The 26,223-nt window shown below is 38.0% G+C and carries 21 protein-coding genes and 1 other RNA gene; 8 read left to right on the forward strand and 14 right to left on the reverse strand.

From position 1 onward, the window contains the following. Nucleotides 1-139: 139 nt before the first annotated feature. On the reverse strand, nt 140-1,117 hold the full coding sequence (gene cysB / locus ACHUE3_RS13900; protein WP_099295918.1) for an HTH-type transcriptional regulator CysB: 978 nt from the start codon (nt 1,115-1,117) through the stop codon (nt 140-142). Between the two features lie 310 nt (nt 1,118-1,427). On the opposite strand from cysB, the gene ACHUE3_RS13905 reads away from it, so the two are divergent. Together ACHUE3_RS13905 and ACHUE3_RS13910 are read left to right on the forward strand one after the other, a co-directional pair. Next, the gene (locus tag ACHUE3_RS13905; protein ID WP_394192993.1) at nt 1,428-1,595 is read left to right on the forward strand and encodes a hypothetical protein; all 168 of its coding nucleotides are present in this window, start codon (nt 1,428-1,430) and stop codon (nt 1,593-1,595) included. Between the two features lie 104 nt (nt 1,596-1,699). Beyond that, entirely contained in the window at nt 1,700-2,458 is a 759-nt protein-coding gene (locus ACHUE3_RS13910) for a hypothetical protein (protein ID WP_394192994.1), read from the forward strand. A 23-nt stretch (nt 2,459-2,481) separates the two neighbouring features. Here ACHUE3_RS13910 and ACHUE3_RS13915 read toward each other — a convergent pair whose 3' ends face one another. After that, the gene (locus ACHUE3_RS13915; RefSeq protein WP_394192995.1) at nt 2,482-3,774 is read right to left on the reverse strand and encodes an NCS2 family permease; all 1,293 of its coding nucleotides are present in this window, start codon (nt 3,772-3,774) and stop codon (nt 2,482-2,484) included. A 128-nt stretch (nt 3,775-3,902) separates the two neighbouring features. On the opposite strand from ACHUE3_RS13915, the gene ACHUE3_RS13920 reads away from it, so the two are divergent. Continuing rightward, entirely contained in the window at nt 3,903-4,358 is a 456-nt protein-coding gene (locus tag ACHUE3_RS13920; RefSeq protein ID WP_394192996.1) for a tetratricopeptide repeat protein, read from the forward strand. A 366-nt stretch (nt 4,359-4,724) separates the two neighbouring features. Here ACHUE3_RS13920 and ACHUE3_RS13925 read toward each other — a convergent pair whose 3' ends face one another. Further along, on the reverse strand, nt 4,725-5,087 hold the full coding sequence (locus ACHUE3_RS13925) for a hypothetical protein (protein WP_394192997.1): 363 nt from the start codon (nt 5,085-5,087) through the stop codon (nt 4,725-4,727). 720 nt (nt 5,088-5,807) lie between these two features. Between ACHUE3_RS13925 and ACHUE3_RS13930 the strand changes: the two genes are divergently transcribed. Both ACHUE3_RS13930 and ACHUE3_RS13935 read left to right on the forward strand, forming a co-directional pair. Continuing rightward, nucleotides 5,808-6,242 (forward strand): SulA-like leucine-rich domain-containing protein, encoded by a 435-nt coding sequence (locus ACHUE3_RS13930; protein ID WP_394192998.1) that lies wholly within the window; start codon nt 5,808-5,810, stop codon nt 6,240-6,242. A gap of 36 nt (nt 6,243-6,278) precedes the next feature. After that, a complete protein-coding gene (locus ACHUE3_RS13935) occupies nt 6,279-6,761 on the forward strand; it encodes a YchJ family protein (RefSeq protein ID WP_394192999.1) in 483 nt (160 codons plus the stop codon). Between the two features lie 65 nt (nt 6,762-6,826). On the opposite strand, the gene ACHUE3_RS13940 is transcribed toward ACHUE3_RS13935, so the two are convergent. The 7 genes from ACHUE3_RS13940 to ACHUE3_RS13970 all read right to left on the reverse strand — a co-directional run bounded on the left by ACHUE3_RS13940 (nt 6,827) and on the right by ACHUE3_RS13970 (nt 19,258). After that, nucleotides 6,827-7,045: a DUF6500 family protein gene (locus ACHUE3_RS13940; RefSeq protein WP_394193000.1), complete on the reverse strand. Its 219-nt coding sequence runs from the start codon at nt 7,043-7,045 to the stop codon at nt 6,827-6,829. 232 nt (nt 7,046-7,277) lie between these two features. Then, a complete protein-coding gene (locus tag ACHUE3_RS13945; RefSeq protein WP_394193001.1) occupies nt 7,278-10,658 on the reverse strand; it encodes an ATP-binding protein in 3,381 nt (1,126 codons plus the stop codon). A gap of 88 nt (nt 10,659-10,746) precedes the next feature. Next, entirely contained in the window at nt 10,747-13,017 is a 2,271-nt protein-coding gene (locus ACHUE3_RS13950; protein WP_394193002.1) for a response regulator, read from the reverse strand. Nucleotides 13,018-13,026: 9 nt separating this feature from the next. Further along, on the reverse strand, nt 13,027-14,295 hold the full coding sequence (locus ACHUE3_RS13955; RefSeq protein ID WP_394193003.1) for an ABC transporter substrate-binding protein: 1,269 nt from the start codon (nt 14,293-14,295) through the stop codon (nt 13,027-13,029). Nucleotides 14,296-14,364: 69 nt separating this feature from the next. Further along, nucleotides 14,365-15,255 (reverse strand): GGDEF domain-containing response regulator, encoded by an 891-nt coding sequence (locus tag ACHUE3_RS13960; RefSeq protein ID WP_394193161.1) that lies wholly within the window; start codon nt 15,253-15,255, stop codon nt 14,365-14,367. Nucleotides 15,256-15,294: 39 nt separating this feature from the next. Then, nucleotides 15,295-17,400: a GGDEF/EAL domain-containing response regulator gene (locus tag ACHUE3_RS13965; protein ID WP_394193004.1), complete on the reverse strand. Its 2,106-nt coding sequence runs from the start codon at nt 17,398-17,400 to the stop codon at nt 15,295-15,297. Nucleotides 17,401-18,088: 688 nt separating this feature from the next. Further along, nucleotides 18,089-19,258, reverse strand: a complete 1,170-nt coding sequence (locus ACHUE3_RS13970) for an MFS transporter (RefSeq protein WP_394193005.1) — start codon at nt 19,256-19,258, stop codon at nt 18,089-18,091. A gap of 145 nt (nt 19,259-19,403) precedes the next feature. Between ACHUE3_RS13970 and ACHUE3_RS13975 the strand changes: the two genes are divergently transcribed. Beyond that, nucleotides 19,404-20,291, forward strand: a complete 888-nt coding sequence (locus tag ACHUE3_RS13975) for a LysR substrate-binding domain-containing protein (protein ID WP_394193006.1) — start codon at nt 19,404-19,406, stop codon at nt 20,289-20,291. Nucleotides 20,292-20,426: 135 nt separating this feature from the next. Here ACHUE3_RS13975 and ACHUE3_RS13980 read toward each other — a convergent pair whose 3' ends face one another. After that, nucleotides 20,427-20,840 (reverse strand): hypothetical protein, encoded by a 414-nt coding sequence (locus tag ACHUE3_RS13980; RefSeq protein ID WP_394193007.1) that lies wholly within the window; start codon nt 20,838-20,840, stop codon nt 20,427-20,429. Nucleotides 20,841-21,218: 378 nt separating this feature from the next. Here ACHUE3_RS13980 and ACHUE3_RS13985 point away from each other — a divergent pair, with 378 nt between their 5' ends. Beyond that, nucleotides 21,219-21,482 carry a hypothetical protein gene (locus ACHUE3_RS13985; protein ID WP_394193008.1) on the forward strand — a complete coding sequence of 88 codons (264 nt, stop codon included), beginning with the start codon at nt 21,219-21,221 and terminating at the stop codon, nt 21,480-21,482. Between the two features lie 228 nt (nt 21,483-21,710). Here ACHUE3_RS13985 and ffs read toward each other — a convergent pair. Continuing rightward, an RNA gene (gene ffs / locus ACHUE3_RS13990) (signal recognition particle sRNA small type) lies at nt 21,711-21,807 on the reverse strand. 131 nt (nt 21,808-21,938) lie between these two features. Continuing rightward, the gene (locus ACHUE3_RS13995) at nt 21,939-22,805 is read right to left on the reverse strand and encodes a DUF3014 domain-containing protein (protein WP_394193009.1); all 867 of its coding nucleotides are present in this window, start codon (nt 22,803-22,805) and stop codon (nt 21,939-21,941) included. Between the two features lie 175 nt (nt 22,806-22,980). Here ACHUE3_RS13995 and ACHUE3_RS14000 point away from each other — a divergent pair, with 175 nt between their 5' ends. After that, nucleotides 22,981-24,126 carry a patatin-like phospholipase family protein gene (locus ACHUE3_RS14000; RefSeq protein ID WP_099296481.1) on the forward strand — a complete coding sequence of 382 codons (1,146 nt, stop codon included), beginning with the start codon at nt 22,981-22,983 and terminating at the stop codon, nt 24,124-24,126. Between the two features lies 1 nt (nt 24,127). On the opposite strand, the gene ACHUE3_RS14005 is transcribed toward ACHUE3_RS14000, so the two are convergent. Beyond that, entirely contained in the window at nt 24,128-26,104 is a 1,977-nt protein-coding gene (locus ACHUE3_RS14005; RefSeq protein ID WP_394193010.1) for a monovalent cation:proton antiporter family protein, read from the reverse strand. Between the last annotated feature and the right edge of the window lie 119 nt (nt 26,105-26,223).

Here is a 26,223-nt window from a genome sequence, read left to right on the forward strand (position 1 = left end):
ATTCATATACAATGAAATACGACCGCATTTGAGTTTGGGAATGAAAACACCAAATCAAGTGCATAAAAAAGACCTGGTGCTTTCGCACCAAGTCTCTCATTAAAACCGTCAACCTATTTCAGGACGGGACATAAAGACGTTACTTAACTGGTAACTCAATATCTGCAAATAGTTTATCTACATCTTCTTGATTGCGTAACAAACTCGCTCGCTCTACTCGCTCTTTTGTTAAATGCGGGGCAAAACGCTCAATAAAGTCATACATATAACTACGTAAGAAACTGCCTTTTCTAAAGCCTATTTTAGTAGTGCTTGCTTCAAATAAATGACTAGCATCAATACAGACTAAATCTGTATCAGTAATTTCGTCTATGGCCATTGAGGCAACAACTCCAACACCAAGCCCTAAACGAACATAGGTTTTAATTACATCAGCATCTGTTGCGGTAAATACAATATGCGGCTCTAACCCTTGAGCGTTAAACGCTTTATCAAGTTCAGATCGGCCTGTAAAACCAAAAACATAAGTAATCAACGGAAATTGTGCAATATCAGCAACAGTCAACGAATTTGCTTTTTGTGCAAGCGGATGATCTTTCGCAACCACAATACTGCGATTCCAGTGATAACAAGGCAACATCACTAAATCAGAATACAAGTGAAGCGCTTCGGTTGCGATAGCAAAGTCAGCATCGCCACGGGCTGCTGCATCTGAAATCTGTTGCGGCGTACCTTGGTGCATATGTAATGAAACCGCAGGGTACTTTTTCATAAAACCTTGAATAACACTGGGCAACGCATAACGAGCTTGGGTGTGTGTTGTTGCAATATTCAATTTACCTTGGTCAGGAAGCGTATGTTCATTCGCAACCGCTTTAATACCTTCTACTTTAGAAAGGATTTCGCGGGAGATATTAATGATTTCATTACCTGCACTGGTAACGTGCGTTAAGTGCTTACCGCTTCGGCCAAATATTTGTACTCCCAGCTCATCTTCTAGCATGCGAACTTGCTTAGAAATACCAGGTTGAGAAGTGAATAAGCTTTCAGCTGTCGCTGACACATTCAGTTTATGGTTTTGGACTTCGACGATGTATCTGAGTTGTTGTAGTTTCATGGCTGCATTTTTAGTGTAGTTATACTGCTTATTTATAAATGTAGATGCATGCCAAGCCAAGTGTTTTTTCTTAAAAGTTGAAATTAACAGGCTAAACTGCAGATTATTTATAATGTTTATCACACTAGGCTAGCACAAACGCCCGCTATGAGGTAGCCATCTTTTGATTAGATAAGAGCCAACTCTTGATCAAATCTATATTGTAGTTATACCCAAACTACCTCAAGATGCAGAATTCAGCGTTTCACAGGGGCTTAATATCAAGGCGTTACTTTGCAACAATGGCCATCCCTTTTAAGAGGGAACAACAATGAGAGTAAGTCCCTGTGAAACGCCCAGTGGGTTGTTAAAAGCGATTTATACTGCGTTAGTGATTTTAACAATAGAACCACTATTACTTGCAATCAATGCCTTGCCTAAACCGCTTTTAATTGCAACTGAAAACTCGCATCTTGAGGTGGCTTGGGTATATAGATAATGAGAAAACACTTTTTCTTCTAGATATCCCGCGCAAAACTACCCCCTTAGCATATAATTAAGGTAAGATAAAAATTATTAGCTTTGAAACCAGAGACCTGAACCATGATCGTTTCTATTATTATTGTGTTGATAGTTGCACTAATCGTCATTGCCTTATGGGTGAGTGCTGTACAACAACATAAAGAGAAACAAGAAACAGAGCGTCGCAAAGAGCTCACAAAACAAAAAAAGATCATAGAAGAATCTGAAGATGTACTTCTTAACAGTGCCAACATCCCTATGTCTGAAGGGGTCCTGCGCGTAATTCAACGCCGTATTTATGATGCGCTTACAGAAATGGTGCAATTATCTCCCTCTTCAAAAGAGCTTAAAAATCGTTTGAATGAGTCAAAAACGCGAATGTCCAATCAAGTTGACTCAAATGAATCTGAAAACCTGGCATTGCCTGATAACGACAAGCAACTCATTGCACTTATTCAAGGGATAAAAAAGTTAAGAGCCCTTTTACGCTCTGAACACGGTAAAGGTAAAGTGGATAGCCAAACATTTGTTGCTGAAGATAAACGAATGGAGAAGCTACAATTAAAAATAAACATAGAGAGTCAAATTAAACGCGGTTTATCTGCCCGTTCAGCTAATATGGTTGGTTCAGCTAGGCAATACTTTGAAAAAGCATACGCGACTATCTCAGCGGTTCCTTACAGCGATGATTATGTCAATAGTAAAAGGCAAGAACTTGAGGGGTATTTAGAAGCCATAAGTACTGAACTTAAAGCTTCTAATGCAACAGCTCTGAAGAAGAAAACAGAGGAAGAGCAAGACGATTTAGATGTTTTATTTGCACCAAAGAAAAAGTGGTAATCCACTTTTTCTTTGTTTACAGGTTACGATAAAAACGCAAACTTAATTACAAACATCATCGTTAAAATCCACACACTTACACTTACTTCATCACGTTTACCGCATAATACTTTCACCGCAGTATAAGAAATAAAACCTAGTGCAATACCATGAGCAATTGAAAAAGTAAGCGGCGTCATCAATAAAACCACACTAACTGGTATAGCATCTGTCATATCATCCCAGTTCACAAGCTTAAGATTTTGTAACATCAATACTGCTACATACAAAATAGCGCCTGCAGTTGCATAAGCGGGGACCATTTGAGCCAGTGGAGCAAAAAACATCATCAATAAGAAACAGATACCAACGACAACTGCAGTGAGACCTGTACGCCCTCCTACAGACACTCCTGCCACAGATTCAATATAAGACGTTGTTGTTGATGTACCTAACATAGATCCTGCTATCGTTGCCGTACTATCAGCACTCAAGGCACGACCAAGACGTGGCATATTGCCTTTTTCGTCTGCGAGTCCAGCTTTTTGAGTCACTGCAACTAACGTCCCTGAGGTATCGAATAAATCAACAAACAAAAATGCAAATATCACGCTCAACATCGATAGCTCAAGCGCTGCTGCAAAGTCTAATTGCATAAAAGTAGGAACAATAGAAGGTGGCATCGATACAACACCTTGATACTCAACTAAACCAAAGCCAAGCGCAATTAAAGTAACGGCTAAAATGCTAATCAACACACCACTTTTAAAATCTCTAAAAAGCAGCGCTGCTATAATGAAAAAACTGAAAATCGCGAGTAAAGGCCCTGCTTCGGTGATATCACCTAACTGAACAAATGTCGCCGGACTTGCAACAATAATACCTGCATTTTTTAGAGCAATAAGCGCTAAAAATGCACCAATCCCTGTTGCAATCGCTTGTTTAAGTACCAGCGGAATCGCATTAATAATCCACTCTCTGACCTTAAACAAACTCAATAATAAAAAGATACACCCCGACATAAACACCGCACCTAGCGCAGCTTGCCATGTATACCCCATACCTAACACAACTCCATAGGTAAAAAATGCATTCAATCCCATTCCTGGTGCCAATGCTAGCGGGTAATTAGCCCAAAAACCCATAATAAAACAACCTATCGCTGCGGCGATACAAGTAGCAACAAACGCCGCGCCTTGATCCATTCCTGCCTCAGCAAGCATAGCGGGGTTCACAAAAACAATGTAAACCATAGTGATAAAGGTCGTTAAACCGGCAATACATTCGCGGCGAATGGATGAATTGTGCGCTTTGATTTTAAAAATAGCGTCAAGCATAAGTTTTTTTCATTAAAACGAGTGAATAATTGTGTAATTTTACCATAGATTTATGGAATAACAGGACAAATTACCTTTGATTAGACTAAACTTAGGCAGTGAATGAAAACAATAACATGCGTGGTATTATGACAGATACATCTCCAAGTGGGCTTGACCTTGAGCAACAATTAGACAATGTATTGGCGTTTATTACTCAACCGAGTAAAACAGAACACAATGAAGGCAACACTGAAACGCCTGACAATGTAGTCACAAAAGCACTGTACTATTTAAAAAATGATCAACCACCGCTTGCAGCAAAGTGGATGAGACTGGCCGCTATGGCTAGTAATCAACGTGCGCAATTTTATTTAGGATTGTTCTTCATAAAAGGCCAAGGCGTGCCTCAAAGCATATTTCATGGCGCTGTATGGCTGAGCCTTGCAAGTAGTCAAGGCTATGAACCAGCAACAACCGCTTTAGCTGATTTAAGAAAACATTTATCAACAAAACGTTTTCAAGATGCTAAATGTTATGCAGCAACACTGTATGAACAAATACATCAACAGCAGTTTAATCATTTAATCCCCTCTTCTCCCTAATATGAAGCAGTGAACGAAGCAATTCCAATAAAAATATAAGCCTCTGTTTTAAATTAATTTATAATATTAAATTTAACAAACAGGTAATTTAAATGCTCTTTCTCATTAGAGGCTGGAACGAGGAAAATTAAAATCATACCTTCTGTTATTTCAGTAAACCTGAGACGAAAAGACAGGTGAAACGATACCTGTAGTAGATCAAACCTCAAAAGCTAAACCTGTTGTATCTAGTAAAAGTGATACTTTGATATTCCTGCCTTTATAAACAGTCAATCACCAGCCCCTCCTAGTAATTAGTTTCGCAGATTTGTAACCATTTTTACTCTTCGTATACATGCTATGATTTTTAGTAGTATATAACTTGTTCTAAATACTACTAAAACAATTATAATGAGGGTCAGTAAAGAATCTGACCTTTGTATCTGGCAAATTAAAATTAGCTTTTATGTCTTTAACTATATGCTTTTTAAATACGCCTTTGTCTAAATATACGTAAGAGGTATTTTGCTTAGCACTAAAAACAACGCGCCCTCTAGGGAAGTTGTAGTAGTCAGTATTAGCTAGCATTAAACCAAACAATTGATAAATCTTATTCTCCTCCCATTCAATCTGATGCTGTAACGTGCTATCGATAAAACCAAGTTGATCTCGCTTTAAGTCGATAGCATTTTGAGCTTTATAGACAAATGTATTTTCAGCAAACCAAAAGATGCCAACTTTGCTATTCATAAAGGACTCCTAAATTTATATTTCCCAACACGACTCAGTTAACTTGGTTTTAGAACCCTTTTATAAGTAAGATCATTGTCATAAATATAAATTCCAGAACAAGCCTCTGTATCGGTGAAAACTTTAGAACATGAATTTAGCGGCAAATAGCTTGGCCTGTTGAGGCGCTCTTTTTTAATATGTAACCTGAACTCTGGTTAAGAGATGTACTAATATACTGATGTTAAATAATAATTTTTTTATAAGTCTCCAGCCGGAGACTTTCAGGGGTAACAAGGCGAATTTATGCGTCAATAGCTGGCCTATTGCAAGTAAATTCAACGCAGTTAGCGCTTAAAGTAGCCGCTGGAGATAAATTTATTATCCAGAATTCAGGTTATGTAGTACACCAATAAATAGCTATCCATACAGTATTAAATCAAAAAAGATTAAGCATGAAATTTTAATTTGGAATCTCTGTTTGGTGATTTAATTAGTTTAAGCCTAAAACCACATTCCAAACCTTATGAATAAAACCCAAAAAAGTTACAACAACGCCACTACAGGCCTTGCTATACCTAGCATTCTATTCCAAGTATGTGAGGAACAATTCCAGCGCGACGTGAAAAAGAACAATTTAAAATCTATAATCGTTCAAAAAATAACAAATAATGCTTGCACACAACAACTGTATAAACTACTGTATACATATACTGTATAAACAACCAGTGAGTGACCGTTATGTTACAGCCAATTACCTTAAGAACTGTTAAAAGCTACCAGCAAGATAACCTCAGTTCATCTGTCAATGTGATCCAGATTGAAGACGAAATTTCAGCGACCTTCGAATTATTGAAAGTACTGCATCATTATAATAGTCAAAATGCATGGACACTCTTAATTGCACCCGACCACGTGCCAAGTAAAGCATTATTAGATTCATGCTCAATCGACACATCTAAACTTCTTGTGATCAGGCAAAAACATTTAGTAAATTTGGAATATGTGCTTAACTCTGCACTGCATAATGGTAACTTTGCAGCAGTGATAACTTGGACAGATATTGTAAAAGGCAACCAGTTAGCTGATTTATCGCTCAACTTAGAACAGGCTTCAGCCAAGCTATATTGCTTTTCAAACAATGAGCCTGCAGAAGAGTTAGCGTTGGCTCAATAAACTGTTAAGCTACCCGTTTTAGACTGGGTAAATGACATGGCCTCACTCTCAGACCTTCCGTGTTTATGTAATAGTAAAAAGAGTTATGCCCAATGCTGTGAAAAGTTACACTTGGGTACAGCTCACGCAATAACTCCTGAGCAACTTATGCGCTCACGCTATGTTGCTTATGCGATTAAAAATGCTGAGTATATCTACCAAACCTATGCGAATGAAAAGCAGGTAGAAAATCCACTTCATGAAATTGCTGAATTTGCGATTAGTTGTCGTTTTATTAACCTCGAGATCGTGATGTCCGAATACGACGAAAATAACGGTGTGGTGGAGTTTTGTGCGAGCTATTTTTATAAAAATCTATTTTGCAAACTACACGAAAAGTCGCGATTTATAAAAGAAGAAAACGTCTGGAAATATTTAGATGGGGAAATATTTCCAACTGCAGAAACGAATATTGGCCGTAATGACCTTTGCCCATGTGGTAGCGGTAAAAAATATAAAAAATGCCATATGAATACTTAGCGGTTTGAGCAGTACTACAAGGGGCTGTGAGCAATCATCGCCCCTCTATTATCTATGTATACTGATTATAGCCTCTGAATCATCATATCTTTTATTTTCTGCGCTTTAACAAAATGATCTAACTGATGCGTTTGAATCCACCAAGTGGCAACTTGCATTAATAACTCTGGTTCATTGTTTTTATTGGCAAAGAAAGCGTAAAAAGACAAGCCAACATCTTGCCCTTTTGCAGCTATTTTTTTGTCACAAACGCGGATTATACGTTCCCTAATTTCATCATCCATATTTAAAGTCCCTCTCTTACATGTAAAAACTATCCCAACAAAGGTTGAGCTATCGCCTTTGATAAAATAAGACCAATTCGCTTAATTAAGTGCTCTATTTTGAGGATAGAAAACGTGTTGGTAGCTAGGCAAAAAATTCGCTATTTATTTGTTCTAAATGAGAATTTTTTAACGCAGGTAACGACACGTTTAGCCCCACAAAATGATTAAATATTATTGCGGATTGCTATAGTTATAAATATTCACTCATCTGGGCTATCAATTTTGGTAGTTGCTCTTCAATAAGCACTAACTGTTTCTCAACATTCAATTGCTGGCTTTTAGCCTGTATTTCTATCTCTGCAAAATGTTGTCTTAAGCTTTTCGCCCCTACCTCACCAGATAACCCTTTTAGAGAATGAGCACACTGGCGAACCTCTTCGTAATTTTTATCACTAATTAATTTTTTGAGTGCTAAAAACTTCTCAGGTGCTGTCACTATAAACATATTACAAATTTTATTCAGCAAAGCTTCTTTATTCAATAGCCTTGCAAGGGTCGCTTCTCTATCCCATAACTCATCAGTCTCAGGCTTTGCCTGTGAACTTAATTGCGCATCATTTTCATAATTGGATAGAATCCATTTTATAAGTGTATCTTGTAGTACTTGCGTTTTAATAGGCTTACTTACATAGTCATTCATACCCGCAGATAAGCACTTTCCCTTTTCATCAATCGTAGCATTAGCCGTCATTGCTATAATAGGTATATCTTTAAATAACGCGCCTGCTTGACCAGAACGAATCTTGTTGCATGTTTGATAACCATCAAGTATTGGCATTTCACAATCTATCAAAATACAACTGATTGGGTGTTCAGTTGACTCGCTTGCTTTAAGCGCTTCAAGAGCTTCAATCCCATTCTCTGCCGTATTTATTATTAGTGGTAATCCTTCAAGTGCCCCGCAAGCAACATCTATATTTATAGTATTATCGTCGACGATTAAAATGCTACAACCGTCTATTTGTTGTATTACCTTTTGCGATACATTGTTAGGCGCACTAGTTTCATCATGAGGCTCTTTGTCAATCGGTTGCGAATAACCAACAGCTTTAAGTAAGTTTCTGTATGTTAAAGGTTTACTTATTGCGATAACTTTGGCTTTAATCGTTTTAGGTATTGGTTCACTTGGTTTATACAATAGTGCAATTTTTATATTAGGAATCTTTAGCGTGAGTTGCTCTATAATCGAGCTTAATTGGTTTGTGCTATCATCTCGCATATCTAAAAACACAAGCTCATAGTCAGTACGTTTCACCTGATCAAGTTCGTCACATTGCAAAAGTTCTGCATGACCGCCTTCACCTTCAATCAGTTCGCCAATAAACTCTCTTGAATGTTTATTATTATTCACCACCAGCGTGTTTTTAGATGCATAGGCCATTTTAGCTTCAGAAGAGTGCTGACTTTGCCCCTGTATGTAAACATGAAAACTAAATATACTGCCTTTATTCAAGGTTGAACTAACCTCTATGTCACCCCCCATCATTTGGCAAAGCTGTTTGCAAATAGATAACCCAATCCCAGCCCCTGTGTTTCCTGATTCAATTGAGTTATCAGCTTGATTAAAAAGCTTTAAAAGTCTAGCAAGGCTGTGTCTGTCAAGACCAATCCCCGAGTCTTCTATACTTACCGTTAATTTTACTTGTTCACCTTCAACATCTTCAGAACTAACGCTTATTTTTATAAAGCCTTGGGTTGTAAATTTGATTGCATTACTTATTAAATTATTTATGATTTGTGCCAATCTTAATGTATCGGCAATTGCACTTTTACACCTTAAGTTTCTGGTATCTAAATAAATATCAAGGCCTTTGTCAAAGGCACTAACCGCGGATGTTTCAACAAGTCGCTCTATCAGTGTTTGTGGATTAAACGCAACTAAGTTAAATTCTAGCTGCCCTGATTCAATCTTTGATAAGTCTAAAATGTCATGTATTAAAAGGTTTAGGTTTGCAATACTCTGATCCGTAGTCGTTAACAAGTTTTGTGATTTCTCCGATAGAGCTTCACGCTGCAAAATATTTAAAGTTTTAGTTACATCGTGTAGTGATGTTTTTAATTCATGGCTTATATTAGATATAAAAGCGCTTTTAACATCACTATTTTTAACAGCTTGGTCCTTAGCGTTAGCAAGTGCATGTGTTCTTTTTCTTACTTTGTCCTCTAATTCAGAATTTAACCGCTTAACTTTAATTTCGGCTTCTTTCTCACTACTGATATCTCTTATTATTAACGCAAGGCCGCTTAGCTGGTGATCTTCAGTAAAAACAGGGCTCACTGCAATAGCAAAATGATACGCTTTACCAAAGATTTCGATCGCTCGTTCATCTTTAATTTGCGGCTTATTGTCTTCTAAATCTTTAATATAATTATCAATCGGCAACTTACCTAGTAATGCTACCTCAGAACTATCTCGACCTATTGATGTACTTCTAGAAATAGATAACAACCGCTCAGCAGTAAAATTCAGACTGGTTAACTGCCCAGATAAATTCAAACCAATAATGGCATCAATTGATCCATCAACAATTGCAGATGACTCTTTCCTCGCATCAGCTAACATCTGGCTCCTTATCGCATTGCGATAAAAAACATAAAGTAAGATTGACATAAAAATAACCATAATCAACAGGAAGCTGTATGTTGAAAGTCGTTTTTGATTTATTAAGCTATTAATGTGATTTTTAGAAGCAAGTAAACTAAGGTCGATATAATTATATTTTGTACCTGCTCTGGTTTGCACTTTATTTGACCTTACATAGTATTGCTTACTCTTGTTATCTTTTTCACTTAAAAGGTATAAATTCAAATACTCTGGCGGTTGAGAGTATACATTCTGCCAGGTTATATCTGGTGCTAAATCCCTCGAAAAACGATAACTTTCAATTGGGTGATATATAAAGCTCCCTTTTGAGTCACTAATGATTAACTGTGAGTTATTAAACAGCGCTGCCTTTAAGCTTTCGATAAGCGCACTGGCATTTAAATTCATAATTAAGAAGGCAAAACGCTTGCCTTGCTCACTATAGATTGGCAGCACAAAACGCAATTGCGGCCTATATGGAAAAGTCAGCTCACCTCCAAACTCTCGGTTTAACGACAATGGGGCAAGGTATATTTGACCATCAGCAAGCTGTGAACTTGGCAAAAAGTAAGCAGCATCGCCTTTTGGTTGTAAAGAAAAGTCAGGTACGGCTTCCACTGCTGCCCCTCTGCGCTGAACACGCACTAATTCATTACCTTGTGCTGTTACCTCAATAATTCTAAGCTGCTCTACTGCTAAATTGTTTTCCATAAAGCCGATAAAAATTGTTTCTATGCGTTCTTTCCATTGTTGATATGTTGTTCCATCATATGGGTCAATGCCTTTATTATAAAAAGCCCGAGGCAGGCCAGATATCGGAGGTGTCGCATGAAGAAAACGAATATCCGATTTTGCACTCGAAATTGTTGAGTTAACAATTTGTTCTAAACGTTGACTCGTTTCTGTAAATTCATAATTCACCTGCGAAATCACGTCTTGCTCTATTTGTGATTCAAACAACAGCACTGCAACTAAAAGTAAAGTCACAAATAATCCTGTGCCCCAACGAAAAAAACGCTTTGATTTTATTAAGCTCCTTTCTCTATTTGCTAAAACAACCATATTTATTCCTTCGTTACGTTTTGTCGTTCAAATGAGTACACCATTTTAATAACATGGCTTTTAAGCATTCATAGTCGACTGGTTTAGCTAAAAAATCGTTCATACCGGCGTCAAAGCACTGCTGTTTGTCTTTTGCTAATACATTCGCCGTTAAAGCAATAATGGGGGTATCATAATAGTTTGATATTGTTCTTATTTCTTTGGTAGCCTGAGGTCCATCGAGAACTGGCATTTGCATGTCCATTAAAATAAGATCATAGGCACATACCTCACACTGCTCAATTGCTTGCTTACCGTCCCCTGCGAGTGTGATGTCAGTAATGGTAAGCTCATTTAACAGTGCCTCTATAACGATTTGGTTAATTGCATTATCTTCAACAACTAGCACATGTAAATGAGACAAATCTATTTCTTGCCCAATGACCTCATTCTGTGGTGTATTTAAAGGGTCAACTTGCTCCACACCTACATACGTATTTAATTCGAAATAAAACCGAGAGCCTTTACCAAGTTCACTTTCGACTTTTAAGGGCGCTTGCATGATACCTAGCAACTTACTGGTAATGGCTAGGCCTAAACCAGTACCACCAAACCTGCGTGTAATCGATGTATCTGCCTGAGAAAATGCTTCAAATAAAGTATCTATGTGTTCTTTATCTATTCCAATGCCGGTATCTGACACATCAAAAAGCAATTTAATTTTGCCTTCATCAACTAACTGAACGGTCACATTTAGAGCCACACTCCCTCTTTCAGTAAACTTAACCGCGTTGCCTAATAAATTAATAAGTACCTGCTTGATGCGGGTTTCATCCCCTAAGAAAATTGTATTTTCTGTTTCGGTGTTAGATGCAACAAACAAACTTATATTTTTGCTCATGATTTGATCACTAAATAAATGCTTCATCTCATCTAACAATTTATTTAGATTGATTGGCTTATTTTCTAGAACGATTTTGTCTGCATCAATTTTACTTAAGTCTAAAATATCATTAATAATGACCAGTAAACTGCTACCAGATGATTGAATGATTTCGAGCATTCTGGCCTGTTTATTCGTCAAAGTTGTTTTACTTAGTTGTCTAGCCATCCCCAAGATACCATTCATTGGGGTTCTAATTTCATGACTCATGTTTGCCAAAAATTCTGATTTGACTTTAGAGGTATGTTCAGCGGCTTGTTTTGCACTTTCGAGGTCTTTACTTAGCACCCTAAAACGATTGGCTGCTTGGGCTAATACACCTAGCTCATCACGACGTGATAAATCATCAATAGGTTCAGATAAATCGCCATTAAGAAAACATTGAAAACTTTTTGTAAGTCGCTTAATTGCATGACCAATATGAAAATGAAAGAACATAGTCAAAATAATCACATAAAAAACAATACCAATACCAAGCAGCTGTAAAACACGCTCAGTTCTAGAGATAGTGATTTCACCCAGTTCTTTTATTTGACTTAAGCGTTGCAACAATTGTTCTCTAAGTGTATCTGCTAACGTACTAAATTCTATCGCATCCCCTGCCATTACTACATTTACTAGGCTTAAGTAATTACGATTAGCCTGCACACTTTTATTAAATGTTTTTTGATAACTTTTTGCTAATAATATGTTTGATTCAAGCTGTTTACTTTGAGCTGGCAAAGTAGGAATTTCAAAAACAGTTAATTGCTTAAGAGAGCTCATTACACTTTGGCGTTTTGAGTAATCCTTTTTTGTTAAAAAAAGTTGTGCGTTATGGTGTAAAGCATGCCAAGTGTTTATCCTATTTAATATGACGATCTTAGCTTTTGTATTTGTAGTCTGTTCCCCTAGTTTTTCTAAATCAACAATCGCATCAAGGTAAATACGTGGTAACTGCACAGACATTAACGACGTTTTTTGGTTATAACGTTTCACTAAAACATTTAAATTATTACCGTACCTCACCACCAGCTCAGACAGGCTATCAATATATAGCTGCTCGCTCGGCCCATAGTCATTCACTTCGATGATTTTTAAGCGTTGTTGAATGCTTTGAAAACTTTGTTCTATTTTAGCAAATACAGCACTACTGCCAGATGAACCATACACAGAAATATCTCGCTGCATTTCAACAATATCTTTATTGATTCGTAATATACTTATGGCATGATTACTTATATTAGTAATCCCATTCATTGAGCTTTGAATTGTATTTAAGCGCCTGTCCATTACAACATAGCTTATGCTCAACACGATAAAAACCAGTGCAAATGCAAACGCCATCTTAGCAGCAATAGATCGTGAAACTAAATGCAACACGAGTTCTCCTTAAGCATTCAACAGTTCATACCATTTGTCTAAACTGTAATCGTAGTTTTGCATCACAGTATTCCACACTGCAACATTTGAAAATCGCTTTTGATAGCTGCCTCCATCGCGAAATTGCCCAGCTAAAACAGAGACCTTACCATCGGTTCCTTTAAGATCTCTGGTGGCTTCTTTTCCTTCATACCAAAAATCCCATTCTGGTTTCGACATCAAGGGCTGACTCCGTTCAGGGTTTGATATGTAATAGCCTTGACGCGCAATAAATGCGCCTGGGTAACCAGATAACCACCAGTTCATATATTTATATGCCGCTTCTTTCACTTCCTCTGATACATTAGACGATAAACACATAACACCATGCCAAGCTCTATAGCCTTCTTTAGGCGAGGCAAAAACAACAGGGATCCCTTGGCCCCTACACGCACTGACGCCCGGCGAAAACATACTTTGAATGTTAACTCGGCCTGTTTTCATAAAATCGACTGATTGTGGTACAGATGTCCAAAAGCCTGAAAAATGGCCTTGTCTTTTTTTAGACAACAAGATTGCAAACAAATTATCTAATTCAGCAATGGTCATATTGCCAATGTCTTTAAATGTCATTAATCCTTTTGCTTGCACAGCCAATGCAGCATCAAATATGCCGATGGTTGGTGCATTGATCAAACCAACCTTGCCTTTGTTTTCATCATCTAATAACCATGCCCAAGACTCGCTCTGATATGGTTTTCCCTGTTCAATAAAGCGTGTGTTGTAGCCAAATGAATCCACATTATGCACATACGGCATAAAGCTTATTTGCTTAGAGGGCGAACTTCCCAAAGAGCCATCACTTTGCACATAAAGAATTTTATTAGGGGCATCACCCGCGCCAAGTTTGGCTGCTGGGTTGACTTTCCCGGTTTTAGTTAAGTTATTAACTTCATCCCAATATACAAGCCGCTCAGTTTCTATTGGTTGAATAGCCCCCGCTTGCCATAAGATATTAATTGAGTCAGACCATTGCTCATAAAGATCAAACGAATCTGGATCTGCTGCCGCTTTTTGTAAAACAGCCGCACTACCCATAGGAATAAACTCGATATTAATACCAAGCTCTTGCATTGCTCGTTGGCGAAGCTCTTCTTGTAACGTAACGTGGGTACCCATAACGCGCAGTGTGACCATTTTTTTTGCAAATACAAAAGGGGCTTTAAAAGCAAGAGTTGATACCGCAGCACCCGCGCTGACAGTACGAAGAAACTGTCTTCGGTTAAAAGAGTGGCTCATAATCGTTTACCCATAAATTTTCCATGAGATTAAGTGTAGTCTAAATAAACAAAAGTCTAGTAAATATAACTACATATCTGACTCCATTTTATGAAAAACATACCCATTACGTCCGGACCTCTTTGCCTCATACAAATGCTCATCTGCAGCTGATATCCCTGCCTGTAAAGTCATTGCTGTTGGTGGGTGACGAGTTACTCCTCCAATACTTAATGTAACTTGCTCATACGCTGATTCACTGTGCGTTATATTCAAATCACAAAGTTGCGACCTTATGTGATCGCTAATATGTTTCATTCCTGCGTAATCAGTGTCGGGCAAAACAACTAGAAATTCTTCTCCACAAAAGCGCACAGCCATATCTTGCGGCCGTTTCAATACGCTCAATAATACTGCCGCAATTTCCTTAATACATTTATCACCTTGAAGATGCCCATACTTATCGTTGTAGAGCTTGAAAAAGTCAATATCTATCATCAATATGCTAAAAGGGGTTTTGTCACGATCGGACAATTTAAGTGCGTTTACAACTTCTTGCTCTAAATAATGGCGATTATAAAGCCCAGTAAGAGAATCTTTGTATGTCAGCTCTGCCAGCTTTTCTAAGCGAAGCTTATTTTCTAAATGGTTTTTAGTACGATGAATAAGTGTTGATGCTATGACCGGTTTGCTAATAAAGTCAGTCCCCCCCGCTTCCCAGCATGCATTTTGCGAATCAACATCACTGCTAGATGTTATAAATATAATTGGAATATTCGCATAATCTGCACTTTGTCTTAATTTTTTACATATTTCTAAGCCATTTATTTGCGGCAAATTTACATCAAGAAGAATAAGATCAGGTTTACTTAATCGACAAAATTCATCTATTTCTAGTCCATTAGTTAATGTATCTACTTTAAAGTGTTCCTCTAAAACAGCCTCAAGCGTGACACAAATAATTTCATCATCATCGACGATTAGTACCCTACATTGACAGAGTGGCTTTAAATTTAGGCATTAATTTTTGCTGCTATGTAAAGGCGATAGTTGTTGAGTGATTTTATCAAAGGGCATTGGTTTCCCCATTAAAAAACCTTGGCCTATCGCACACCCAAGCTCTTTCAGTTTACTTTTTTGCTCTGGTGTCTCTATACCCTCAGCCACAATATCAAGCTTGAGTGAATTCGCTAAATCTACAATCGCGGTGACTATATCCAATGACTGAGAGTCACTGAGCATATCGCGCACAAAAGATTGGTCTATTTTGAGCACATCAAGCGGAAATAATCGTAAATACGAGAGGCTCGAATAACCCGTTCCAAAATCGTCTAAAGCTAATGATACGCCCATATCAGCAATTAATTTTAATTGAGTAATAGTTTGGTCGTAACTGTCAATCAAAGCTGACTCAGTTACTTCAAGCTCTAAATACCTGCTGGGTAATTGAGTTCTCTCTAGCACAGATGCAACAGTCTCAACCAAGGTAGAACTTATAAATTGTTTAGCAGAAACATTAACTGCGATTTTTTTAGGGTAACCGCTATCTAACCATTTTTTTGCAGTAATACAGCTTTTTTCAAGCACTTGCTCCCCTAATAAATATATAAGTCCAGACTCTTCAGCATACTCAATAAAGTGAATTGGAGATATAAACTCACCATTAGGTCCTTTTAACCTCACTAGCGCTTCAGCACCAATAATATCATCGCTCTGTAAATCATATTTAGGTTGGTAATGAACCTGTAAATCATTTGTTTCAAGCGCCTTTCGTAGGTAATTACCCACTTCTAAGCGTTTATTCATATCTTCTTGCAAGTCTTGGCTGAAGTAACAATAGCTATTTGCCGCAACTTGCTTAGCTTTATACATAGCTGAATCAGCGTGACGAAGAATCTCTTCTACAGTTTGGGCATCATCAGGAAAAACACTAATTCCTAAGCTTGCTGAAAGAACGTGATCTTCTCCAGCCACTCTAAAGGGTTTACCTATTACCTCTAATACTTGGCTTATCAATGCCTCTATGCTGGTAATATGCATACCGTGCGGAACGACTAATGCAAACTCATCTCCCCCTACTCTTGCAACAGTAATATCGTTACAGGTAAATTTATCTAAGCTGTGACCAATATGAGCAATAATTTCATCACCTACATGGTGACCCATCGCATCGTTAATGTATTTAAATTTATCAAGGTCCAACAATAATAAACTAACTTTGCTTTTATTAAAGCTCGCTCTTGCCAGGCTTTGTGTTAGGCGATCGTGTAATAATACTCGATTAGGTAAAGCAGTTAGCTGATCATGATGTGATAAATATGTCATTTGTACAGACATTGCCAGTGTTTCACTAACATCTTGAAACACCATTACTGCACCACATTGTTTATTGTTTTTATCAAGAATTGGGGCTGCGCTGTCTTCAACGCGATGCTCTAGCCCTTGCTTACTCACAAGTTGAGTATTTATTGCCATAGCCACGGCTCTATTTTCTTTTAAAGCAACCGTTAGAGGATTGATAGATTTATTCTTTGTGGTTGCATCTTGTAATATCATCACATCTTCAATATGACGGCCTCTTGCTGATATTTGAGACCAACCCGTTAAACGTTGAGCAACAGGGTTTAAGTAAGTAATACACGCTTTTTCATCTGTAGAAATAACGCCATCAGCAATCGAGTCAATCGTAATTCTTAGTTGTTCTTTTTCTGCTGCGAGTGCTGCTTTAGTACTTCGAATAGCTTTGTTTTGAATTAATAGAGTAATGTGGTTTTCAACCCTCATTCGGCATAATGTTAAATTTAAAGGTTTAGAGATGAAGTCTATAGCACCTAATGATAGTGCTTCTTCTTCAATTGCAGGGTCGCTATGCGATGTAATAACAATAGTACGGATATCGCTAAATTTGGGGAGCTCTTTGATCAACCGCAGTATATCGAAACCGCTTACGTTCGGCATTTCTAAATCAAGTAAAAGTATATCCGGCTCAATATCTCTAATTAGATCGAGTGCCTTTTCGCTATCGTTGCAAGAGTGTATGACACCCACTAGAGCTAATGCCTCTTCTAGCATTAAAGTGTTGATAGGTTCATCATCTATTACAAGTATCTTACATTGTGGTTCCATTTATAGCTCCCTCCATTATCACTAAAATAATAGATTGCTGTGTAACTAAAAGCGAATTATTAAAACACTTAATTTGTACGTTAATTGTTTAAATTTAGACCATACTTAAACAAAACCAATGAATTTGTCCACGTTTCTTAAACATGAATACGCAAATAAATATGCGTAGTAATAAATAAAGTGAACGAAAAGTTGATTTATACCAATTCACTTAATTAAGTGATCTATTTTGAGTGTGGAACAACGTGTTGGTAGCAAGGCAAAAAATTCGCTATTTAGTTGTTCTAAATGAGAATTTTTTAACGTAGGTAGCGACACATTTAACCCCGCAAAATGATTAAGTATTATTGCGGATTGATATTAAACTAGGTCAATAACAGCAAATACTGTTGTTTGAAGCATAAGTTGACATAGGCACATTAGATTTCATTGAGCTACAACGGTACAAGTGAAGTGTAACTTGGCATAATATTGAAGCATATAATGGCATAAAGTTACCAATTACAGGCTTTATAAGGCCAATCCCATAAAAATATTGCCAAGTTTAATTGACTGCTTTGTGCCAATAGCAGACATTTGAGCAGAAGCTACTAGAGTCGAAAACAGGCTTGAATTTTATCAATTAAGCCTGCTTTATAAACTCAATTTTACTTACCTAAACTGAATTCCTGTATAGATTTAATCTTTACTAAAAGTTTGTCCCTTTTCTATCAAGCATTCCACTATAGCGTGTCAACAAAAGAGCAACTAAAACAACAATAGCGCCTACCCAAGGTGTATTCATTAAGCCATGTTCAGCAACAATGTTACCTCCTCCCCATGCGCCCAATGCAATACCAACATTAAAAGCAGCAATATTTAATCCGGATGCTACATCTACAGCCTCAGGTGTGTGCTTTTCGGCTAGCTTAACCACATATACCTGTAATCCTGGTACGTTTCCAAAAGCAAATGCTCCCCAAACCAAAATAGTAACGACTGCTGTAACCGGGTTGTAAGCGGTATAACTTAACATAAATAATATTCCAGCAAGACCTGCGAAAATTATAGTTAAGGCTTTAATAGGGCCAAAATTATCAGCCATTTTACCACCCCAGATATTACCAACTGCAACTGACACACCATAAACCAAAAGTATCAGAGCAACAGAACTTGAATCAAAGCCACTCACTTCATTAAGAATTGGGGCTAAGTAAGTAAAGGCGATAAAAGTTCCACCGTAACCAATAGCCGTAATTGCATAAACCAATAGTAATCTAGGGTGAGTTAATACTCTTAGTTGTGCTGAAATCTTAGTAGGTTTACTTTGCTTTAGAGTGCTAGGTACTAATATTGCACTACCAACCATGGCTAATAAGCCTAAAATCGATACGGTTAAAAAAGTAGCTTCCCAACCAAAAATCTGCCCGATATATGTGCCTAATGGAACCCCTGTAACTAAAGCTACCGTCAACCCTGTAAACATAATGGCAATCGCACTAGCTCCTTTTTCTTTAGGCACTAACCCAGTCGCAATGGTCGATCCAATTGAAAAGAAAACACCATGTGCCAATCCTGTTAAGATTCGAGCTACTACGAGTGCTTCAAAGCTTCGTGCTTGCCAAGCAACTAAGTTTCCTATTACAAACAACCCCATGACCGATAGTAAGACATGCTTTCTATTCCATCTACTGGTTAGCGCTGTTAACACAGGTGCTCCAATGGCTACTCCTAAAGCATAAAGACTAACCAATAAACCAGCGGAAGGAATTGATACGTTAAGGTCTTGTGCCATTGTTGGGAGTAACCCTACAATAACGAATTCTGTTGTTCCTATGGCAAAGGCGCTAAGCGCTAATGCTATTAATGCAAGTGGCATCATTATCTCCAAATTTATTTAATAGACGTAAAGTAACGAGTTAAATTAATTCGCTCTCTTTATTTGTTGAGGCAATTATTAACTGATAAACTTTTGTAATAAATAGCGCTATTTACAAAATACTATTGTAATAAATGAGGTTAATTTGAATTTAAAAACAAGATCTGATGATTTAGAACTTTTATTAGCTGTCATTGAATTTGGTGGTTTTTCTGCCGCAGCAGATGCACTTAACATTCAGGTGGCTCGTATATCACGATCAGTTACTAAAATTGAAAAAGCGCTAAGCACAGCTATTTTAATTAGAACAACTAGGCGAGTGATGCTAACAGATGAAGGTAAAAAGTTTATCGACGCAGTAAGTTTAGGGTTGAAACAGATCCAGAATGCTGAATCAGACATTATTACTAAAGGTAAAGTACCTCAGGGGAAGTTACGTGTTGATGCTGTTAGCCCATTTATATTTCACCAATTATCACCCCATATAAATACCTTCACTGAGGCCTACCCTGAAATAGAGATTGAGCTAAACTCTAACGAGGGTATTGTTGACTTAATAGAAAAACGAACAGATCTAGCAATAAGAATAGGAAAATTAGAGGACTCTACATTACATGCTAGCGCCTTAGGAAGAAGCCCCCTTTTTATTGTCGCATCACCTGAATATATTGCACAAAATGGTTTACCAAAAACGCCTGATGAGCTTATAAGTCATAAATTAATTGGCTTCTCAAATATAAAATCCCTTAACCAATGGCCTGTTAAAGGTTTGGATAACGTAAACCCGACAATTACAGCTAGCAATGGAGAAACCATTCGGCAATTAGCTTTATCAGGCAGTGGTATCACTTGTTTATCGGGCTTTATGGTTAATACAGATATTAAATCAGGCCGACTAATATCACTGCTTGAGTCATACAGGTTAATTGGTACTGATCGTGAATTGGTAAATGCTGTCTACTATAAATCCTCATCAGTCGCTGAAAGAGTTACTGCATTTATTGACTTTATTAGACCAAGATTAACGTTGTAATACAGGATATCTTATCTGCCTTACCTAAAGCGGCTATAAATGAACGAAATTTGAAGGTCCGCTGCTCGCTCTTTGCCGAAGTACGCCTGGGTGCCAATTGCAGACTTTCGTAGCACCGTCACTTGTAGATAATTTCTATTTACTAAATATATTTAAAATTTGATCCCAATTATTTAAGTAGCGTTCGGAAGATTCTGAATTTAATTTAAACAAAGGTACTTTAGAATTCCAATTTACTGATTCTTTTACATAGAGGCTAGGAACAATAAATAATTCTGGTTCACACTGGAGATCTTCCCATATGTTACAGAACACATAAAAGAAATGACCAGAGGCGCTAGGCTGTTTCTTTCCTACGATCCATTGGCGAGGCTGAGATTTACCCTGAGATGATTTAACCTGAATACTAACTACATTTTCACCATTGTCTGTAGCTAGAATATCAACTCCCTTTGCACCAGCATTCATTAATGCCGCAGCGATACCTCTTCGAGATAGACAGTATGAAACCAAATACTTTCCAGCATCACCAATAAGATTGCTATTCATAATTTACTCCATAACTATAATTAAACTTAACGGGTATATATGGGCACTTTGTCTATTAGTATACGTAAATGACCTTACTTGATGAGATAACATAAATAGCAAATAGTGAAAATAATTTCATAGTATAACTTGAGTAGAAGCAATTTATATTAACTCAACCCTCCATGTTTACTTCATCGGTCATCAAAGTCAGCAACATTCTTAAGTTAAATAGATTGCTTCCATTAAGTGCCATGAGCAGTTATTCACGTATAACTCGTTTCTGTCCAAAAACGAGTTGACCCGACCGTCCGGTTCTCACTCATCACCGAACTTCGCAAATTTTTAGAATTAAGTTATGGTTAGATAACATCAGCTTTTATATTTTGGGGGTTTAATATGGCTAAACCAATAAAAACCAGCAATACCATAGATAAATCGGCGAATTTAGATTGCGAAAATGTAAAAGCTGCATTAGATGGTCGATTTTCGGTAGATGATCTTAGTGCCGCTGAACAAGCTGTATTTATGGATAATTTTGACGAAGCTATAAACTCTAATTTAGAACAGGATTTTTCTAAGCATTTTGAAAAACTGAGCAGTAACGAAAAACTTTATGGGTTAGATGATAAGGATAAAATTATCTGTGATGACAAAAAGTAGCTCACGTTTCAGTCTAATAAACGGGTATATTTATTTTTTACTAGCAAATTTATGATTGTGATTAATTGGAGAATTTTTGATTTTTTTCGTAACATGTGAGTCAGTCACCTAACCATTTGGTTAAATACTTGACTATGCCACCTTATACTTCCAATTTATGCCATCTTTTAGTAAAAATATGTCAACTTATACTTCAAACAACAAAAAAGTGAAGAATTTGGGTGGCAGTCTTACCAGCCACATCTCGGCACACACGTCACAAACTGTGGCTGCTCCCTTCCGGGCCTGACCAGGTTCGCCTGCTAGTGTTGCGAGAGGACCAATAAGACTACCATTGAGGGCCTTGGTTGGCGCGGGAAGGATTATCTCTACTTTTGCACTCTTATTCAAGAGGAAATCAAAAAAGAAGGTGCGATTGCATGATAATCAAACAATCGCACTGTTTTTTATACAAAATTACTTAGCTAGCTCTTTCTGAACGTTCCGTAATACAGCTTTTACCTTTTTCATATTTTCTGGGCCCATACGCAACAGCTGTTTTTGCGCAGCAGGAAGGCGCTCCCATTCTGAATATGCATATTGATAAGTAACTGAATCTCTGAGTAAGGGCATATCACCTTTAGGTTCTGGCGTATCAAGTAATAGTTCAATCGCTTCATCAAGCGTTTGTGTGAACTCCTCACCTTGATAGCCAATTTCACTATAAGCATCACTTATGAGTGGTTTATATTCATCATATAAACGCACTATTTGTGCAGCACTCATACTCGTGAATATTTTTACATAAGGGGTGTAGCGTTCATAGCTATTAGGGTCAATCATCAGAATATCCCCTTCAATAACGCTAAAACTTTCTTGCGGGCGTTCAACAGGTGCATGTTTTACAGCCACTTTGCCTTTTGCTAAGTTATCAATAAATACAACACCACGGCGAATCACATCATCAGTGATCATTAAACCCATCACTTGATCGCTAAGGTATTCGTCAATATTTGCAACCACAACTTCATCACTGTCATTAAGATTCGGTAATGGTTTTACCTCAGGTGCTGGCTCTGCATCTCTGCTTGGTGGGCGATTAACAACCTCAGGCTCTGATAAAGCTTCAGGCTCTGGTTCGGTTACTTCTGGCTCTGGAGCTCTATATTCTTGGATTGGTTGCTCTACAGGAGCTTGCTCAACCACAGGCTGAGGCTGCTCTTCTGAGCTAAGTAATACAAATGCTGCCGCACATGCAATAACAACAAGTATTACAATTGCAAACAGCAGATTGTTATTGGGTGGACGTTTTTCGACATCTGGTTGCGATGATTGATCTGACATACGAACTCCATAAAAATTAAAATGCATAATTCAAACACTTAGAGTCTCCTAAGTGAGTGAAATTCCAAACCAAGCGATAAAAAAGTTATCTTACTCAGGTATCCTTTGATTGTTCTAGCTTAAAGACTTACAGTTAATAAATAAAGTAAAGACGGTCAACAGTTTAATTGCAACTATGAGAATAAAACAAGTCGATAAAAATAAACCCAAAATAGCCTTACTATTAACAGGGGGCGGAGCACGCGCAGCTTACCAAGTTGGTGTATTAAAGGCACTTGCTCATAGTATGCCTCGAACAGCTCCCCTGCCTTTTACTATTATTAATGGTACCTCCGCAGGCGCTATAAATTCAGCTGCTTTGGCATGTTACGCCTCGTGTGCGCACCTTGCAGTACGCAAATTAGAGTATGTATGGAAAAACTTTTCAACTTCAACAGTCTATAAGAGTGACTTTTTAAGTGTATTTGGCCATATAACTCGTAATATGCTTACAAGCTTTCAATCTGAGCATATTAACCACCCACCAGCTAGCCTACTAAATAATCGACCTTTACGTGACTTACTGAGTGAAGTACTGGACTTGTCCAGTATCGAACGCAATTTGCATCGAAATTATTTAGATGCGCTATCAATTACAGCATCCAGTTATACTACAGGTGATTCTGTTGCGTTTTTTCAATCTAAGACTCAATCACCATGGCAACGTGCTAAGCGAGTTGGGCAAGCTACGCGCATAAACGTGGATCATTTGATGGCATCAAGTGCGATCCCCATGGTTTTTCCAAGTGTGAACGTGCATAACCATTATTTTGGCGATGGCTCTATTCACCAACTATCTCCGTTGAGCCCATGTGTTCACCTAGGTGCAAAGAAGATTTTTATAATTGGTGTGGATCAACCAAAAGAGTCGCATCCTCCTGGGTATTTGCCTCACTTCCCTGGTTTATCATCTATAGCAGGGCATTTACTTGATAGCGTATTCACGGATACTTTGCAGTCAGATTTAGAACGCCTTGAGCGTATTAATAGAACACTAGGATTAATGCCTGGGCGAGAAAAACACCAAGAACTCAAGCAAATTGATACCTGTGTAATAAACCCATCTGAAAATTTTAACGCGATTGCTGCGCAGTATTATGACGATATGCCGTTACCAATTAAAATACTGTTGCGTATGATTGGTGTTAAAAAGCGATCTCAATCAAGCTTAACCAGCTACTTATTATTCGAAAAACGCTATACCCAACATTTAATTGGTATTGGCTATAAAGATGGCCTTGAAAAGTTACCTCAAATTCGCGAGTTTTTAGAGTTAGACTAAATTATTCACTACCATCAATTAAGTAACGTTCAACACGCTCTACTCGCCGCGGTTTACCTTGTAATACAAGAATGTCACCGCTGAGTAAGGTGGTTTGCTGTGAGGGCATTTCAATCTCTCGATCTTGACGACGCAGTGCCCTAACTGATACACGTCGTTTTTCGAGGTTTAACTCCCCGATACTTTTAGCCACAGCGTACGCCTCTTGTGGTAATGCAATTACATGCAAATACTCCAAGCGATCTGTATTAGTATCGTCATTGGTAAATTTATCGCCGGCAAAAAAGCCATGTAAAAACTTGTATCTGTTACGCCTTTCTTTACTCACACGGCGCACAATACGTGTCATTGGAACGCCTGACATGTACAAAACATGCGAAACCAACATTAAACTGGCCTCCAGTGTTTCAGGAACAACTTCTGTGACCCCTAAATCTTGTAACAGCTCCAGTTCTGAGTCATCGCGCATGCGCACCAAGATTTTAACCTCTGGGGCTATTTGCTTAATTGCATCTACTACAATTTGCGTTTGCTCAAAATCAGTAAAGGTGATTATAACGAGTCGTGCGCGCTCGACTCCCGCTGAACGTAAAATGTCTTTTTGCTTAACATGGCCAAAAATAACGGGTTCCCCTACCGCTTTGGTTTCTTGAACCAATACAGGATTACATTCAACCGCAACGTACTCTATGGCTTCTGGTTTTAAAAACCGCGCAATAGTTTGCCCTACACGGGAGAATCCACAAATGACCACATGATTACTATATAAAGTACTACTAGTAGGTTGATTTGATGCGTAACTTTGAGCATTTTTTAAGTAGCCAAGCTTTGCCAGCATCCAAGGAGTTCGCTCTATTAAATAAGGTGTTAGAGCCATCGACATCACCGCCAATGCAATTAAAAAGGATGCTTGCTCAGTAAGCAGTAACTGGTGTTTAGTAGCCAAAGCAATGAGTACAAAACCAAACTCGCCCATTTGCCAAAGCATAATAGCCGCAGCAATAGAATCCTGTTTTCGCTCTCCCATGAACTGTGCTAAAACGGCAATAACGCCAATTTTTAACACAAACATCAGCGTCAACGCCGCTAAAATCCAAAACCATACATCTACAACAAAAAGAATATCTAGCTGCATCCCTACAGTAACAAAAAACAAGCCCATCAATATGTCACGAAATGGCCGTATATCTGCCTCTAGCTGATGACGATACTGACTTTCACCAAGCATCATGCCAGCTAAAAAAGCCCCTAAGGCCATTGATAAACCAAATAAATACGTGAGTCCTGCAGCAAATAATGCTACTAGCAAGGTGGTTAACACAAACAGCTCTTCTGTACGCATCAGTGCCACTTCGCTAAACACCGGCGGCAATACCCACTTTCCTATTGCCCATAAAAGCACACAAACAAAAGCGCCTTTTGTTAACGCTAATGCCAAAGCCCATGCTATTCCTTCCGATCCACTGCTTTGCGCCAATAAAGGTAAAATAATGAGTAATGGTACGACGGCTATATCTTGGAATAGCAAAATACCTATACCAAGCTGTCCACGCCGGTGCTTTAAGTCCCCAGACTCTTTAAGTAATTTAACTACAACGGCCGTTGAAGATAGTGCCATTAGGGTCGCAATAGTGAAGCTGGTCAATAGCGTAAATTCCAGTAACTGTAGGATTAGCATAATTACAAGACTAGTCACGACTACTTGCAACGTGCCCAAACCAAATACAATACTGCGCATTGCCATTAGTCTGCCAATTGAAAACTCTAACCCCAAACTGAATAGCAAAAAAACAATACCAAGCTCAGCAACAAAATGCATCTCGCTGCTTTGTGCTATCCAACCCACACCGTGCCCACCTGCAAGCACACCGGTTGCTAAGTAAGCCAATATTGGTGGCAACCCAACACGTTTAAAGAGCCACACTAGAATGACGGCAGCAAATAGCAAACCAAATATTTGAGCTAGAACACTTTGCAAATAGACCTCCCGATAATCTGAAACCAGAAAATACCGCGTCAAAGTTTTACCACCTAATAATTTTAACTATAGCAACTATCTGTTTTTCAGCCACTTTGAAATTGTGGCATAGAAATCGC

The sequence above is a fragment of the Pseudoalteromonas atlantica genome, assembly GCF_043641955.1.
In the GTDB taxonomy this organism is placed as follows: Bacteria; Pseudomonadota; Gammaproteobacteria; order Enterobacterales; family Alteromonadaceae; genus Pseudoalteromonas; species Pseudoalteromonas atlantica_A.

Excerpts from the sequence above, each read along its gene's own strand:
- cysB (WP_099295918.1), bottom strand. The coding sequence starts at position 1,117 with ATGAAACTACAACAACTCAGATACATCGTCGAAGTCCAAAACCATAAA.
- ACHUE3_RS13905 (WP_394192993.1), top strand. The coding sequence starts at position 1,428 with ATGAGAGTAAGTCCCTGTGAAACGCCCAGTGGGTTGTTAAAAGCGATT.
- ACHUE3_RS13910 (WP_394192994.1), top strand. The coding sequence starts at position 1,700 with ATGATCGTTTCTATTATTATTGTGTTGATAGTTGCACTAATCGTCATT.
- ACHUE3_RS13915 (WP_394192995.1), bottom strand. The coding sequence starts at position 3,774 with ATGCTTGACGCTATTTTTAAAATCAAAGCGCACAATTCATCCATTCGC.
- ACHUE3_RS13920 (WP_394192996.1), top strand. The coding sequence starts at position 3,903 with ATGACAGATACATCTCCAAGTGGGCTTGACCTTGAGCAACAATTAGAC.
- ACHUE3_RS13925 (WP_394192997.1), bottom strand. The coding sequence starts at position 5,087 with ATGAATAGCAAAGTTGGCATCTTTTGGTTTGCTGAAAATACATTTGTC.
- ACHUE3_RS13930 (WP_394192998.1), top strand. The coding sequence starts at position 5,808 with ATGTTACAGCCAATTACCTTAAGAACTGTTAAAAGCTACCAGCAAGAT.
- ACHUE3_RS13935 (WP_394192999.1), top strand. The coding sequence starts at position 6,279 with ATGGCCTCACTCTCAGACCTTCCGTGTTTATGTAATAGTAAAAAGAGT.
- ACHUE3_RS13940 (WP_394193000.1), bottom strand. The coding sequence starts at position 7,045 with ATGGATGATGAAATTAGGGAACGTATAATCCGCGTTTGTGACAAAAAA.
- ACHUE3_RS13955 (WP_394193003.1), bottom strand. The coding sequence starts at position 14,295 with ATGAGCCACTCTTTTAACCGAAGACAGTTTCTTCGTACTGTCAGCGCG.
- ACHUE3_RS13965 (WP_394193004.1), bottom strand. The coding sequence starts at position 17,400 with ATGGAACCACAATGTAAGATACTTGTAATAGATGATGAACCTATCAAC.
- ACHUE3_RS13970 (WP_394193005.1), bottom strand. The coding sequence starts at position 19,258 with ATGCCACTTGCATTAATAGCATTAGCGCTTAGCGCCTTTGCCATAGGA.
- ACHUE3_RS13980 (WP_394193007.1), bottom strand. The coding sequence starts at position 20,840 with ATGAATAGCAATCTTATTGGTGATGCTGGAAAGTATTTGGTTTCATAC.
- ACHUE3_RS13985 (WP_394193008.1), top strand. The coding sequence starts at position 21,219 with ATGGCTAAACCAATAAAAACCAGCAATACCATAGATAAATCGGCGAAT.
- ACHUE3_RS13995 (WP_394193009.1), bottom strand. The coding sequence starts at position 22,805 with ATGTCAGATCAATCATCGCAACCAGATGTCGAAAAACGTCCACCCAAT.
- ACHUE3_RS14000 (WP_099296481.1), top strand. The coding sequence starts at position 22,981 with ATGAGAATAAAACAAGTCGATAAAAATAAACCCAAAATAGCCTTACTA.